This is a genomic window from Pseudoalteromonas sp. US3C1013, from assembly GCF_048401115.1.
Classification (GTDB): domain Bacteria; phylum Pseudomonadota; class Gammaproteobacteria; order Enterobacterales; family Alteromonadaceae; genus Pseudoalteromonas; species Pseudoalteromonas undina.
In genome coordinates, this window is sequence record NZ_CP183075.1 from 2,658,753 (window position 1) to 2,674,355 (window position 15,603).

Annotated in this window: 12 protein-coding genes; 4 read left to right on the plus strand and 8 right to left on the minus strand. The window is 38.9% G+C overall.

Annotated elements, in window-relative coordinates; genetic code table 11:
* Positions 1–11 precede the first annotated feature (11 nt).
* From ACNSN2_RS12450 to ACNSN2_RS12460, 3 genes are read right to left on the minus strand one after another with little or no spacing between them, the layout of a single operon-like run.
* The gene (locus ACNSN2_RS12450; protein ID WP_109874121.1) at positions 12–4,517 is read right to left on the minus strand and encodes an EAL domain-containing protein; all 4,506 of its coding nucleotides are present in this window, start codon (positions 4,515–4,517) and stop codon (positions 12–14) included.
* Positions 4,518–4,535: 18 nt separating this feature from the next.
* Positions 4,536–4,943: a GNAT family N-acetyltransferase gene (locus tag ACNSN2_RS12455; RefSeq protein WP_010391610.1), complete on the minus strand. Its 408-nt coding sequence runs from the start codon at positions 4,941–4,943 to the stop codon at positions 4,536–4,538.
* Positions 4,944–4,955: 12 nt separating this feature from the next.
* On the minus strand, positions 4,956–5,159 hold the full coding sequence (locus tag ACNSN2_RS12460; RefSeq protein WP_008113353.1) for a DUF3283 family protein: 204 nt from the start codon (positions 5,157–5,159) through the stop codon (positions 4,956–4,958).
* Between the two features lie 222 nt (positions 5,160–5,381).
* Between ACNSN2_RS12460 and ACNSN2_RS12465 the strand changes: the two genes are divergently transcribed.
* Positions 5,382–6,080, plus strand: coding sequence for a transporter substrate-binding domain-containing protein (locus ACNSN2_RS12465; RefSeq protein ID WP_075169843.1), 699 nt, complete (start codon positions 5,382–5,384; stop codon positions 6,078–6,080).
* Here the strand turns inward: ACNSN2_RS12465 and ACNSN2_RS12470 are convergent.
* The gene (locus ACNSN2_RS12470; protein WP_010391613.1) at positions 6,077–6,322 is read right to left on the minus strand and encodes a DUF1289 domain-containing protein; all 246 of its coding nucleotides are present in this window, start codon (positions 6,320–6,322) and stop codon (positions 6,077–6,079) included. The two genes, ACNSN2_RS12465 and ACNSN2_RS12470, sit on opposite strands and share 4 nt — an antisense overlap.
* Before the next feature lie 104 nt (positions 6,323–6,426).
* Positions 6,427–7,560: a 1-acyl-sn-glycerol-3-phosphate acyltransferase gene (locus ACNSN2_RS12475; protein ID WP_418607575.1), complete on the minus strand. Its 1,134-nt coding sequence runs from the start codon at positions 7,558–7,560 to the stop codon at positions 6,427–6,429.
* A 441-nt stretch (positions 7,561–8,001) separates the two neighbouring features.
* Here ACNSN2_RS12475 and ACNSN2_RS12480 point away from each other — a divergent pair, with 441 nt between their 5' ends.
* Both ACNSN2_RS12480 and ACNSN2_RS12485 read left to right on the plus strand, forming a co-directional pair.
* A complete protein-coding gene (locus tag ACNSN2_RS12480; RefSeq protein WP_418607577.1) occupies positions 8,002–8,946 on the plus strand; it encodes a D-2-hydroxyacid dehydrogenase in 945 nt (314 codons plus the stop codon).
* A 175-nt stretch (positions 8,947–9,121) separates the two neighbouring features.
* Entirely contained in the window at positions 9,122–9,502 is a 381-nt protein-coding gene (locus tag ACNSN2_RS12485; protein ID WP_008113368.1) for a DUF3192 domain-containing protein, read from the plus strand.
* Here ACNSN2_RS12485 and ACNSN2_RS12490 read toward each other — a convergent pair.
* From ACNSN2_RS12490 to ACNSN2_RS12500, 3 genes are all read right to left on the minus strand, one after another.
* The gene (locus ACNSN2_RS12490) at positions 9,485–10,420 is read right to left on the minus strand and encodes a diguanylate cyclase (RefSeq protein WP_055012511.1); all 936 of its coding nucleotides are present in this window, start codon (positions 10,418–10,420) and stop codon (positions 9,485–9,487) included. The two genes, ACNSN2_RS12485 and ACNSN2_RS12490, sit on opposite strands and share 18 nt — an antisense overlap.
* A gap of 55 nt (positions 10,421–10,475) precedes the next feature.
* A complete protein-coding gene (locus ACNSN2_RS12495) occupies positions 10,476–10,607 on the minus strand; it encodes an Hpt domain-containing protein (protein ID WP_226916168.1) in 132 nt (43 codons plus the stop codon).
* A 341-nt stretch (positions 10,608–10,948) separates the two neighbouring features.
* Positions 10,949–12,340 (minus strand): PhoH family protein, encoded by a 1,392-nt coding sequence (locus ACNSN2_RS12500; RefSeq protein WP_010391619.1) that lies wholly within the window; start codon positions 12,338–12,340, stop codon positions 10,949–10,951.
* 298 nt (positions 12,341–12,638) lie between these two features.
* Here ACNSN2_RS12500 and rapA point away from each other — a divergent pair, with 298 nt between their 5' ends.
* On the plus strand, positions 12,639–15,533 hold the full coding sequence (rapA, locus tag ACNSN2_RS12505; protein ID WP_010391620.1) for an RNA polymerase-associated protein RapA: 2,895 nt from the start codon (positions 12,639–12,641) through the stop codon (positions 15,531–15,533).
* Positions 15,534–15,603 lie beyond the last annotated feature (70 nt).

Sequence of the window (15,603 nt, forward strand, 5' to 3'; positions counted from 1 at the left end):
TAAACGGCGCTTTAAGCTTGTGAGAATACAGGGTGCCAATCGCGCTCAATAAGCTCAAGTACTTGCTCTTTAGGCACAGCTTTACTAAATAAGTACCCTTGGAAATAGCTGCAACCTTGAGCTTTTAAGAAGGCCAATTGATGTGCGCTTTCAACCCCCTCAGCAATACACTCTTTACCTAAACTGCTGGCTAAAGTAAGAGTGGATTGAATAATCGCTTCATTATCCGAATCAATACCAATATCTTGCACAAAGCTACGATCAATTTTTAATACATCGATGGGGAAGCGTTTTAAATACGTTAATGAAGCATAACCTGTTCCAAAGTCATCCATGTATAGCTTACATCCGAGCTGCTTTAGTGCATCCATATTTTTAAGTGCATAGTCTGAGTCTCGCATTAAAATAGACTCTGTTATTTCAAACACAATAGCCTCGGGCGGCAGCGCTGCATTATTTAGTGCTTGGCGAATTTCAGGTATAAGCTCAGCAAACTCAAAATCAAGTGCCGATAAATTAATTGATAAATATAAATCGGGATTCACCTTGCGCCAACGCACCAACTGTACAAGTGCTCTTTTAAATGTTTGCAGCATAATTTTGGTAATTAAACCAATATTTTCAGCCACATTTGCAAACTCTTGAGTACTGGCTAGTTGATTCTCAGGCCAGCGTAGTAATACCTCAAAGCCCTCAGTTTTTTGTGTAGATGTACTAATTATAGGTTGATAATAATTACAAAACTCGTGCTCGTGATACGCTTTGATCAATTGCGACTCTAAATGCAGGGCCCTTTCAACTCTTTGATTCATTTCTTGTTTATAGAACTTGTAACACCCTTCTAAACCATCTTTAGCATAATAGAGCGCCACATTTGATGCTTTTAACAGCGCCTTGTAATGCGCAGCGTCATCAGGGAAAAGCGCCACACCAATACTAAGGTGCACATTTACATTTTGGCTATTCATAGCAATGTCTATACTCACGCAATCCATAAGCTTGGTGCATATAAGTAATACTTCTTCTATTTGCTGAATGTCTTCAACTAAAATAACAAATTCATCACCACCTAAACGCGCTATGCTATCACAGGGGCGTAATGCTGTTTTTAAGCGGTTTGCCACCAGCTTAATGATCTCATCAGCGCTTTCTGTACCAAATGAGTCGTTAAAGTATTTAAAGCGTTTTATATTTACATGTAATAAAGCAACTTTGCTGTGATGGCGACGAGCTTGATCTATGGCATGCACAGCTCGGTCATTAAACAAGGTTCTATTTGGCAAGCCCGTTAATGAATCGTAATTAGTTAATTGATGCAGCTCGTTCTCAGCTGATTTCTGCGCATGAATATCCGTTAAAATAACCACATAGCTACTCAACCTTTTACTTTCATCTGCTACAGCGCTTATTTTAACTAACACATGACGCTGCTCTTTATTAGCCAGTACCACAGTGTCTTCACATGAGAAGTGCTCGCCTACTTCAAGCTTTTGCATAATGCGTAAATAGTCAAAATAGCTACTGCGAGTCAAACCTAAATTAAGCGAGCGAGTTGAACGAGGCTCTGCCGATACAGCAAAAGCCGTTTGCAGCGACTTATTTGAAGCACGTATGTTAAAGTTTTTATCTAAAATAAATACCCAATCTCGGGTTTGTTCAAACGCGGCGGTAAATAATCGAGCGTGTTCTTCAAACACCATTTCGCGTGTCATATTAGTATACGTACCCGCTACTTTTTGCGGTGTTGTTTCATCCCATTCAACCACTTTGCCAAAGTCTTTGTACCAGCGCCAATGACCTTTGGCATGACGTAGTCGGTAAGTACAGTTAAAGTATCCTTTGTCGGTTGATAAAAATTCTAACCACTCCAACCTAAAAATGGCACGCTCTTGTGGATGAACTTTATCTAAGTAGTCATCTAAACTGACTGAGTCGTCTTCATAACCTAACTCGTTGACCAATCTAGGCTGATAAATATTTAACTGACTCGCTTGCCAATCCCAAACACCCGACTCACTTCCCTCTAGCGCAAGCTTTAAACGTGCCTCGCTATCTTGGCTTTCTTTGTGTGCGGCTAATAAAATACGCTGTATTTTATTACGTCTCATTACCCAAGCTGTCACTATTGTGAATAACAAAATAGCATAAAGAGCTAAAAAGTAAGGGGCGCGCCATAATGGGTATTTCACTTTAATATTTAACGTCGCTGGCGGGGTATAGTCACCCGTCAACGGATCCTTTGCCCAGACTTTTAACTGATAGCTACCGGGGTTTAATTTAGGAAACACCACGCGATTATTACGGGTATAGCTTTTTTTACCTTTGTCGAGCTGATATTCGTAAACAATACGATCTTGAAAACTAAATGACATCGCTGAAAATGCAATTTCAAGCCCTATATCATCATGATTTAAAGTAATATTTTTTAATGGCTGTTGTAAGTTAAGCGACAAGTCTCGAGACATTAAGTTAATGCGAGTTATGTTGACGTGATCTAACAAACCTTGGCTATTTTTATTCTCTTTAGGGTCAAAATAAGTAAAGCCTTTAAGGCTACCATAGGCAATTCGTCCGTCATTTAATTTGGCCATAGCACCACTATTAAATTCAGCAGAAAGCACTCCATCTGATGTAGTAAATTGCTGAAAATGGATGGTGCTCGGGTTTAATCGCCATATTCCTTTATGACTACTCATCCAAATCATTCCCTCTTCATCAAGCACCATATCGTATAATAGTGTGCCTAATTTATTTTTATCTAAATCAATGGTATGCACTAATTCATAGCTATTGGCATCAATTCCAATCAAACCAAAGTTAGATAAAGAAAGCCACAGAATCCCTTGCCTATCTTCAACATACGAAAGAATGCTCACTGCAACATTGTCATGGTGTTTAGGTACTTTATAAAGGGTGTTTAAACTGCGCTCATCCGGGTTAAATTGGTATAACACTCCACCGCTAAAAAATAACGGCTTCTGCGGCTTTGAGGGTAATGGCGGTAAAAAGCCATAGGCTAAAAACGGGTCAAATTGAGAAAACTCGCCCTTTAATGGAGTTAGCACCTGGCTATCAACATTATATTTAAACATGCCATGATCAGGGTGAACAAAATATAAATCACCATTTTCTAGCAAGGTAATACCATGCATCCAATCGTTTATAAATATTTGGTTTTTGGGGCTGGCAGTTTTAGGTTGGGTAAGCTGCTGGGTTTGCGGGTCAAAAATAAACAGTCCTCGGTTTGAGTGTAACCAGAGTTTATTTTTATAAGGCATAATTTTGAAAACGGTAAATTCTGTGGTTAGTAAATCAACTTTATAATCTTTTAAATACACCCTTGAGGTGTTATTTTTTATATCAACAGCCGTTAAACCGTTATGAGTACCTAGCCATAACTTATCTTGAAATTGTTTAATTGCCCAGACTGAGTGATGTGAAAATCCATCCCCTCCTAAAGCACTGCCCTCTACATTATAAAATTTATAGTTGTCACCCGATAAATAAAAAGCACCATCAGTTTTAGTCGCAAGCCACATACCACCTGATTTATCTTTTACCATATCAATAATACTGGTATCGGCAAGCGTGTATTTACTTTGTTGAATGCGTTTATTTTTAACCACTATTTTGGTAGTTAAATTAAAACTAAGCAGGCCTTTATCGGTTGCTAAATCAACAATCCCTTGCTGATTATCAATATCCCAAACATTCAAGTCAGCCAGTAGCTTTTCACTTGTAAATGCCTGCTCACTATTATTAAACAATGTCTCTATATTACTAATATCAACAGCATATAAGCCTTTAACAGCTCCAACCAATAACTGATTACTATCACCCAGTGCAAATGACTTCACATTGTTTTGATAGATGTGTACATCGGTTTCGCTTAAATGCTCTAGGGGGCGTACTTGTTGCGTTGCAATATTAAATACATAAGCACCATCTGTACTGCCAATAAAGATATAACCATTGTAATGAAACAAGGTACGTACAAACGCATTTTCAAATTGCTCAGGCAGCTTAAATAAAGGAGTAATAGAGCCACTGGCTATATCAAGTTTTGCAAACACTCTGCCTTGACCAACCCACAAGGATTTATCATCTGTGGCTAACATGGTAAAAACAGACTGCTGAAGAATTTGCTCTTCTGTAACTGGTTTTTTTAAATACTGCTGATAGGTATCTGTTTGCGGGTCATACCTAAAAAGCCCTGCTAATAAGGAAGCAATCCAAATTTGCCCTTCTGGATCTTGGTATATGCGATCAATAATGGCTTCTTCTAACTCACCATTTGGGCCATTAATTGGAATAACCTGATAGCCGTCGTAGCGATTTAACCCTCCTTCGGTAGAGAGCCATAAATAGCCATTATTATCGATAAGCATAGTATTAACGTAACTTTGAGATAACCCTTCGCTTGGTGATAGCCGTTTTACTTGTGCTGTTGCAGCAACGCTAATGAGCATAAATAGCACAAACATGGCTGTGATAAACCTATTAATACTGATGCCCATGTGTTTCCTATTACTGATTTAGGGTTGCTGATATTTCAATGCGATAATATTTCGGTGCTTATATGCATCAAATAGCGTTAATAATGCAGGAGTATATGTTAACACTTGGTTAAAACCAAGTGCCTGATAAAAATCAGTAATGTGTTGGTAAGCGAAGGTGTAAACAGCGTCGGCTTGCTGACTTAAAAGCGTGCTTAGCAGCTTTGTTGCCACACCAGTGGAACGATATGCAGGAGCCACAAAAACTGTCGATAAAAATAAAAAAGTCGGTTTGTGCTGTAAGCGGCACGCAGCAATAATAGTGTGGTTATCGTAAGCAACCCACAATTGGTCTTGTTTATTGGCGCGACCGCGGACTTTATATAAGGTATAAAACTTATTTATTAAAGGCGCTTTCACTGATTCTAATTGTTTAATAACAATCATAGCAAGCAGACCCTAACTAAGCATAAGTGCCAAATATTGCTCAAACTTTTGCTTTAAAAAACCTTGCTCTGCAACTGGGCGACTGTGCAGGGTATCATAAACTTGCTCACGCGTTTTCTTGCCACGCTTAATTTGATATGCCCAAAATGAAGCTTCGTAATCTAGCTGAATCTGATATTTTTGCTCTCGTGGTAAATCACACAGGTTATAACTCATATTCCCCCCTTTTACTGGCCTGATAAAACTTAGATTATACGTTTAAACTTATAATAAACTAACTCTATAATGAATAAAAAGAATCTACTTTAAATAGTCTAAGGGTATCAATAATTGTTAATGATAGGCTCTGCTAGATTATGACTAGAAACTGGGCAAAAGACAGCCAATTTGTTATTATACTCGCCTATCCATTTGCCCCAATAGACAGGAACTGCTGACGTGTTTAAATACTGTAAAGGGTTGCTTGTATTAATAGGTTTAATTTTTAGTAATTCGTCATTTGGCCATAGTTACAGCTATACATTTAATCGCCCGCAGAACACCCAGCAAGCAAATTATACTATTGAGCTATTACAATTAGCGTATACAGATATGGGCTTTAAATTAAATATTATCGATTTTAATCGTCAAAATGCATTATTTGCAGCAAACAGTGGCATGTTAGATGGGCAGCTTGCTCGTGATATTAGTATTGAAAGTGCATACAAAAACTTAATTCGGGTTAACTATCCGTTATTCAAATTTAATCTTGAGCTTTATAAGCACTGTGAACCCAGCTCTACTAAAACAATGGATAGCGTTGCCATTATAGCCAGCTACCCTGTACAACAGCGATATTTAGACAGTATTGATTTTCAAGGCAAGGTTATTGAGGTAAAAAATAATACCACTCAATTAAATTTACTGATCCAGCAAAAAGTAGAAGCTGCATTACTGATTGATTTTGCGATGGCCAATAAAACCATTCCTCCCGCTTTAGGCTGTTATGAAAAACAAGTGGTTGCTACCTACCCGCTTTATCATTATTTACATATCAGTCATGCGAGTATTGCTCAACAGCTTGAGGCTACACTTAAGAAATTACACAACAATGGCACGGTCGCTAAACTCAGATCAAAGTACAAACTACAATTTTAAAAATCAAAGCCTTGCTGTTGTGCTGGCGAAGCGGCTTGCGCAGCTTTCTTTTTTTGCTGTAAATAACGTTTATAGCGTTGTTGGCATAGGCTCAATACTTTCTTTTTTTGCGCATTGGTCAACGAATTCCACGAAAATCGCTCATCACGACTGCGATAACATCCTTTGCAGTAACCCCGATTATTAACCAAGCAAATACCTTTACAAGGGCTAGGAATATCAAATATTTCAATTTGTTGCATCAAACCCTCCAGTATAAAAAAGTATAGCTTGAGTATAGCGCTATTTTTGTTTAAAAAAAAAGCAGCAAATTAATTGCTGCTTTTATCTACGCCTAAACTGTTAATTAATGTTCACAGATTTGTTCATCTACTTGTGTTTTTCTATGGTAGGGCTTAGCGTACATTGCTAGTACTAAAGGCCTTAATTCTTCTGGCACTTTTGCTAAACGCTCTGCAAATTGTGCTGCATCATTTTTATTTATAACCGCTTCAGTACAACCACCTGCAATATAGTTGCCTGGGTGTAAATAAAACGAATCAATTATTTGCTTATCAATGGTTTTTGCCAGCTCATCTGCACTATCGCAATCTGACTGAATAGGCTGGCCAAACGATAAGTGCACATGCCCTTTGGCTGAACTAAAGCCTTCAACAATACTAGCAATATCTTCACCCGCCGATTTCACGTATTTACCATGGTGTTGTTTATGATAGAGCTCTTTTGCCTTCGCTATTGCACAGGGTTCATATTGGTAAGATATTGCAACCGGCACCACTTTTAGCTCTTTAATGTACTCACCAAACTCTTTCTTTTGTTTACGTCCATTTAGTTGTAGCATTTTTAACAGTGCAGGATCGGTTTGATCTACACCGTCTTTAGCCCGACCTTCTTTTTGAGCAATCCAAATAGAATGCCCACTACTAAGCGAGTCATAAATATAAGCCGATAACTGAGTCAACGCTTTTAACATCTCTTTTGGAGCTTTAGCTGAGCGTTTTACAATAAAGCTTTTATTCAAACGCATAAGCTCAGTAATGTAAGGAATTTGCAATAAGTTATCACCAATCGCAATTCTCACTGTTTTCATTTTATGCTGATAAAGGCCCCAATTAACTAATGCAGGGTCAAGTACAATGTCTCTATGATTTGAAACAAAAAGATAGGCTTGATTAGGGTCTAATGCCTCTAAACCTGAAAAAGTAACGTTTGATGTGGTGCGCCTTACTAATTTATTTAAATAATGCGCCACTTCGTTTTGTACATCTTCAACTGTTTTAACTTTGCCCCACTTTTTACGCAACTGATGTTTTATTATAGCGCGTGCTAAAAACCCAACTGCGGATATAAAGCGTGGCAAATTGTACTTTGCTATCACATCAAGAAACGCATTATCGTTAATTAATCGCGTTAATGAGGCGGCAACTTCATCGTCATTGTAAGGTCTTATATCTGCGTACTTATCTTCTAATTCAATCATTTACTGCATCTACAAAGTTAAAAACGACACGCTAAAACGTCCCGTTATGTCTGATTTTGATTATAACTCAAGCAAAAGTACGAAACTAGCAATACTAAAGTTCGATTTACTGAGTTTTCATAGCGTTATAGTTTAGTACTGAGCATTATTGTCAGACTAACTGCCTCATGTGTATAAACTATAGCTATTAATTATTAATTCAAATGGATAGACCTTACTAATTGCACTTTGTTCAAGTTAACTTAGCAAGGCAGTTGGCCATAATAACATGCAAGTTAACCCTCAGTGGGCAGACCACATTTAAATATAGCTCTACAACTGCTAATGTAAACGCAATCTGATAAACCCAATAATATTCAAATAGATGATACTCTTTTTAACACAAGCACTTCGCGTACTGGGATTATCATTCTTTTTACACATACACTATTAGGACACATCGTGAACATAACAATTCTTGATAACGCCACACTGGCAAACACCTCACTTGATGGTATCTCAGCACTTGGAGATCTTACCGTGCATCAGCTAACTAGCCCAGAGCAAGTGTTGGCACATAGCCAAAATGCCGAGGTGTTAATCACTAACAAAGTAGTGATTAATCGTGACACTATGACACAATTAAAATCGTTGAAACTCATTTGTGTCAGTGCAACTGGCACTAATAATGTTGATTTAGATGCCGCGAAAGACTTAGGCATTGCAGTTACCAATGTTGCCGGTTATTCAACCCCTTCTGTTGTTCAGCATACCTTTTCGTTGATCACTAACTTATTAGGTAATACTCACCGCTATCAAGCGGATTGCCAGCAAGGCGCATGGCAAAAAAGTGACATGTTTTGTCGACTTGATTACAGCTTTAATGACATTCAAGGTAAAACATTGGCTATTATTGGCGGAGGTACTTTGGGTAATGCAGTATCTAAAGTAGCTGAAGCGTTTGGCGCTGAGGTGATTATTGCAGAGCGCAAAGGCGCAGCGTGTCGCGACGGACGCACCCTGTTTGAAATAGCAATAAAAACAGCAGACATTATTAGCGTCCACTGCCCACTTAATGATGAAACACGCGACTTAATTACACTTAATGAATTAAAAATGATGAAACCGACTGCGCTAATTATTAATACCGCACGCGGCGGGATAATCAATGAAGCAGACTTAGTAGAAGCATTAAAAGCCAATATTATTGCCGGTGCCGGCGTTGATGTGCTGACCAAAGAGCCCGCTGAGCTTACTAATCCTCTGGCTAATTATACGGGTGATAATTTACTACTTACCCCACATATCGCGTGGGCGAGCACTGAATCTATCGTGCGCTTAGTAAAAGAAGTGAGTTTAAATATTGCAGCATTTAGTCAACACGAGTCGCGTAACCGCTTGGTTTAATGCCATAAAAGTAACTTAGTCAAAATTACTAAAAAGTGGCTTTTTAGATTTATATTTTAAAAAAGCCACCACCCCACCAAACACAACAAAAACAACCCATTGATTTTTAAGGATTTAAAAACTGGCTTGGTCTTTGCTATATTGTTTTTAATTAATCATCCAGGGTAATAACAAAATGAAAAAAACACTTTTAATCGCTGCACTAACTGCTCCTTTTTTAACGGGTTGTGTAATCGCTGTATCTGATGGCGAAGCAGAAGGTCATTGGGCAGGCAATAGTTCTTCAAGCTGGCAGGCCACACATAAAAACAATCGTGAAATCATTTCAGGTCTGGCAATGGATAGCTCGTATCAGTCAGTATTAAACCAACTAAAAACACCTAATTTCACTGAATTATTAAAAAAACAGGATGATGTTTACCAAGTGTTGTTTTACGCAACACACAGCATTCATTCAGATGGAAAAATGACCAAGGATGAATGCACACCATTAGTATTTAAAAATGACAAATTAGTGGGGATTGGCAGCTCAGCACTATCAATGCTGACAAACTAAACGCTCACATGTTCCTATGGGCGCCAATTCAATCGCATTGCGCCCTGACTTTTTAGCATTATATAAACCTGAGTCTGCTTCTTCTAGCAATGCCTTCTCTGTGTATGCTTGACTGCTCTCACTTGAGGCAATACCAATGCTAATAGTAATGTGTGAAGCATTTAACGATGCGTTGTGCTCTATATTCAAATCATTAATGGCTTCACGTAACTTATTAGCAAATGCAATAGCCCCTTGCTGATTGGTTTCTGGTAATACGGCTACAAACTCTTCACCACCATAACGGGCAACAAAATCACTGCCGCGCTCACATTGCGCCGCTAGAGTTTGCGCCACAGCTTTTAAACACTCATCGCCAGCACGATGACCGTAACAATCGTTATAGCGCTTAAAGTGGTCAATATCGATAAGCAATACACACATGGAAGAGTTATTACGCTTACTTCTTCGCCACTCTCGCTCTAAATTTTCATCTAAATAACGTCTGTTAGGTATTTCTGTTAAACCATCAATAGACGCAAGCATTTCTAATAAATCGTTTTTTTGCTTAATAAGTAGTTGATTGCGTACACGCACTTTAACAATTGAGGCACAAAATGGCTTTACAATGTAATCCATTGCGCCTAATTCTAAACCTTTTGCTTCGTCTTCATGAGAGCTGTTCGCTGAGATAAAAATAATGGGGATCGCATGGCTAAGGCTACTTTCTTTAAGTTCCACCAGCACGTCGTAACCATTCATGCCAGGCATCATGATGTCTAAAATAATTAAATCTACCTGCGTATGCTTAACAAATGTCAACGCCTCTTCGCCACTTGCCACTAAGTAAACCTCATGCTCATCACTTAAAGTTCTTTCTAAAATGATTCGGTTAAGCGCATCGTCATCTACAATTAATATTTTTGCTTTATTTATCATTGCTTACATCTAAACTTTTTATATAAATTTGCACTCGCTCTAACTGTATTATTAATTATTTAATTGCAGCTGCAGCGTGCTTGCCATCCGCTTTTAATACTTGCTCAGTGTGTTGAGCACACAATAATAATCGGTTAAAACCTAAATTTCCTGCTATCCCTTTTAAACTATGCACTAAGCGTACCATTTCAATAGTATGGTTACCCCTTCACATTTAATAACGTACGCTCTTATAAAAAGAATGTATCAATTACTGTTTAATACAGTCAAAGCTTATTATTTATCAAAAATGCCTAACGAGATATGAACAAGTAATGAACTTAAATAGACCTGGCATAGCTTTAAATAAATTCATATCTTTTTTCTGAAGATCGATGTGTAGATATTTGACAAGCTAGGTATACGTATTAATTAAACGTCAAACTGTTGACGTGTAATTAAGCGCTTTAATAAGCGATGAATCACCTAGATTAAATACTTAATTTTTGGCTCGATAATAAAATAGTAGATTATCGAGCCAAAGAACACTTATAAATTCTCCTCTGCAAATGACGCTAGTCGACTTCTTACTACACCATTAAGATTAACAGTAGCGCCGCCTTCAAAGTGCTTAAATCGCTCCACAATATAGGTAAGTCCAGAGGTAACAGCGGTTAAATAATTACTGTCTATTTGTGCTAAATTTCCGGTACAAATAAGTTTAGTTCCTTCACCACAACGAGTAATAATGGTTTTGAGCTGAGAAGCCGTTAAGTTTTGGCTTTCATCTAAAATCACCACCGCATTTTGAATGCTTCGCCCACGCATAAAGTTCACCGATTTAAACTGAACATTGGCTTTTTCCATAATGTAATTACGGCTTGAAACAGGATTCTCATCTCCTTTATGCAGCACCTCTAAGGTATCAGTTATTGCAGCCAGCCAAGGCGCCATTTTCTCTTCCTCGGTGCCAGGTAAAAAGCCAATCGATTCCGCAATTTCAGGGGTGTTTCGGGTTACAATCACTTTATCGTAAACACCTTTTTCTATCACCATCTCAAGTGCACAAGCAAGCGCGAGTAAGGTTTTACCACATCCCGCAGGGCCGGTTAAAATAACAAGTTCAATAGAAGTATCGAGCAGTGCATCTAGTGCCATTGCTTGGTAAATATTTTTTGGCTTTATTCCCCAGGCGCTTTGATGCATTAGTCGCTCTGCACCAATATCTTTAATGGTAATATGCTCACCATCGTAAGATTTGACTCTAGCGGCAAACTGATCGCCATCATCAAGTAAATACTCATTACAAAACACATCTGGGATTAAATCTTTAGGGATATGATGGACTGTTTCACGCCCGTGTTGCTCAGTGTTACACTCGCCAACATGCTGCCAAAAATCACCAGTAATTTTTTTATAGCCGCTGGTAAGTAAGGCGATATCGTCAATAAGCTGATCGGTACGGTAATCTTCAACATATTTAAGCCCCGCCCCTTTGGCTTTTAAGCGCATGTTGATATCTTTAGTAACCAGTATGACTTTTTTATCACTGTGCTGATTTTGTAAATGCACCGCGCAATTAATAATGCGGTGGTCGTTTTCATTGCCCGGTAAGCCGGAAATAGAATCGGCAAATAAATGGTCATTTACAATCAGTAAGCTTCCCGTTAATCCCCCTTGTTTATTACTTGGTAGCGCAACCCCTTGTAACATTTGCTCGGGAGAGGCCTGGCTGAGCACTCCATCAAGTCCACGAATGGCCACTCGGGCATCGCGACTTACATCGTGTTTTCTATCTTTAATGTGATCAAGCTCTTCCAATACAGTCATTGGAATAACCACTTGGTGTTCTTGAAATGACAAATACGCGAGGGGTTCATGAAGCAATACATTGGTATCTAGCACATACATTTTACTATCAAGGTTCGAAGCTTTTTCCATAGCACTTTCCTTACGTTTTATGATTTTTATGCTATACCCAATAAACTAATCAGTGTGACTAATAAACTTGATTAATTACTTAGGTATAATTTGAGTTTAGTCTATTTGTCATAAAAGTCTGTTTTATGACAAATATCATTTAGTTTGAATTTCCTACAAAATCGGCGCACTAATCAGTGCTTATAGATAGGAATAATTCACACTTATAAAATTAATTAAAAGTCAGGCAAATAGCGCCTTGCAGTGGTGTTATCTAACAGGTAACATAGCCGCCTTTTTCTTCATAGACGAGACATACATGAATTTTTCCTTAGGTCAGCGTTGGATCAGTGATACAGAGTCAGATTTAGGATTGGGCACCGTTGTTGCCATTGATGGCCGCCAGGTCAGCATTTTATTTCCTGCCAGTGGTGAAAACCGTGTTTATTCTTCTGCAGAAGCTCCGGTAACCCGCGTAGCATTTAATCCTGGTGATGTGATCCGAAGCGTTGAGGAGTGGGAATTACAAGTTGAGTCAATTGAAGTACAAGGCGAATTACTGTGCTATCACGGTGAACGTATTGATAACGGTGAAAAAGTACAATTAAAAGAAACCTTTTTAGACCATTTTATTAAATTTAATAAACCACAAGACCGTTTATTTGCAGGCCAAGTAGACCGCTTTGATCGATACACTTTGCGCTACCAAACTTGGTTACACCAATTTGAACGCCAACAGTCACCTATTAAAGGTTTAATTGGCCAACGTGCCAACCTTATTCCGCATCAGCTTTATATTGCCCAAGAAGTAGGTAAACGTTTTGCGCCACGTGTATTACTTTCTGATGAAGTAGGTTTGGGTAAAACCATCGAAGCTGGCATGATTTTACATCAACAAATTATTACTGGTCGCGCCAGCCGTGTGCTCATTGTGGTACCTGAGAACTTGCAGCACCAATGGTTAGTAGAAATGCTACGCCGTTTTAATTTACGTTTTTCTATTTTTGATGAAGAGCGCTGCGACGAAGCGTTTGCTGATTCACCTAACGTATTTGATACCGAGCAACTGGTGCTTACCAGCCTTGAGTTTTTAACTAAGAAAAAACGTTGGTTTGAACAAGCTACGTTGGCCGACTGGGACTTATTAGTCATTGATGAAGCCCATCATTTAAGCATTAACAACAATAAACCTAGTGCCGAATACCAACGTATGGCTGAGCTGAGCCAAGACATTCCGGGGTTAATTTTATTAACAGCAACGCCAGACCAACTGGGTCATCGTAGCCACTTTGCACGCTTACAACTGCTCGACCCTGATCGCTTTTACGACTACGACGTATTTAAAGAAGAAGAAGCAAACTACAAAGATGTAGCCGAAGCTGCTAACCAACTACTGCAAGAGCAATCATTAGATGATAACGCTAAAGCAACCTTGATTGAGCTATTAAAAGAAACGGATATCACCGATATTCTTGAAACAGCACAACAAGGCGACCTTGAAGCACGTAAAGAAATTTTAAATATGCTTTTAGACCGTCACGGTACTGGGCGCATCTTATTTAGAAATAGTCGCAGTGGTATTGATGGTTACCCAAGTCGTAAATTACACGCCTACCCTATGGCTTTACCTAAGCAATACAAAACAGCAATGACTGTACTAGGTAATATGAGCGGCATTCAAAATGCTGAACTCAGTGCACAACGTGCACTTTTCCCTGAAAAAATATTTCAAGAGTTTGAAGGTGAAAGCGCCAGCTGGGGTTTATTTGACCCCCGTGTAGATTGGCTAATCGAAACGCTAAAAACTCTCAAACGTGAAAAAGTATTACTCATTTGCGCTAAAGCCGAAACCGCAATCAGCCTTGAGCAAATATTACGTGAACGCGAAGCAATTAAAGCCTCGGTTTTCCACGAGGGCATGTCGATCATTGAACGAGACCGCGCCGCGGCATTCTTTGCCGATGAATACGATAATGCTCAAATATTATTGTGTTCTGAAATTGGTTCAGAAGGCCGTAACTTCCAATTTTCACATCATTTAGTGTTGTTTGATTTACCGCTCAACCCAGATTTACTTGAGCAACGTATTGGTCGCTTAGACCGCATAGGACAAACACAAGATGTGAACATTCATGTGCCTTACTTTGAAAATACGGCACAGGAAGTATTATTGCGTTGGTACAATGAAGGTCTAGATGCATTTGAAAGCACTTCAACCACAGGGCAGTTATTATATAAAGAGTTTAGCGAAGACTTACTTGAATATATTGCAGCTCATAATTGTGACGAAGATGAGCTAGACCCATTGCTTGAGCAAGTAGCACAAAAGAATGCAGTATTACGTAAGCAAATGGAAAGTGGCCGAGATCGCCTACTAGAACTGCATTCATCAGGGCAAGGCGCTGCTGATTCACTTGTAGCTGACATTGAAAAACTCGATAATCAGTTTGAGCTACCAAGTTACATGATCAATGTGTTCGACACCTTTGGCGTAAGCCAAGAAGATAAAGGTGAAAACACCATTATTTTAAAACCCACTGAGCATATGCTTAATGCCTCATTCCCAGCTTTAAAAGAAGATGGCATGACGGTGACATTTGACCGTGATACCGCTCTTTCACAAGAAGATGTTCACTTTATTAGTTGGGATCACCCTATGGTGCAAGGCACTATGGACATGATTTGCGATGATGACTTTGGTAGTGCGTCAGTGGCGTTACTTAAAAACAAAAAGTTACCACCAGGAACATTCTTTGTTGAGCTAATCTTTGTTGCCGAAGCAATGGCACCAAAAGTACTGCAAGTGGGCCGCTTTTTACCGCCTACGCCTATTCGTATTTTACTCGATAAGAGCAGTAATAACTTAGGCGAAAACGTTGGCTTTGATGGCTTTAATCAACAGTTATCTGCGGTAGGTCGCCAAACAGCAAGTAAATTAGCCGGTGCATTACAAAGTGCGGTTCATCCAATGATCAACACAGCAAAAGACATGGCTCAACAAAAGCTGGATGTTATTCGTGCAGAGTCATTAACTAAAATGCAAACATCGTTGAGTGAAGAGCAGCAGCGTTTAGAGGCACTTAAACAAATAAACCCAAATATTCGCCAAGAAGAAATTACTTTTTACGACAAACAGCGCAATGAGCTAACCGCACATATTGAAAAAGCGCAGTTAAAACTCGATGCCATTCGTTTAATTGTGGTTTCGCACTAAGGGATCTAGCTGTTAGCTATAAGCTGTCAGTCGTTAGTTAAAGGTCAACTAACGTGTGCATCGAAAAAGC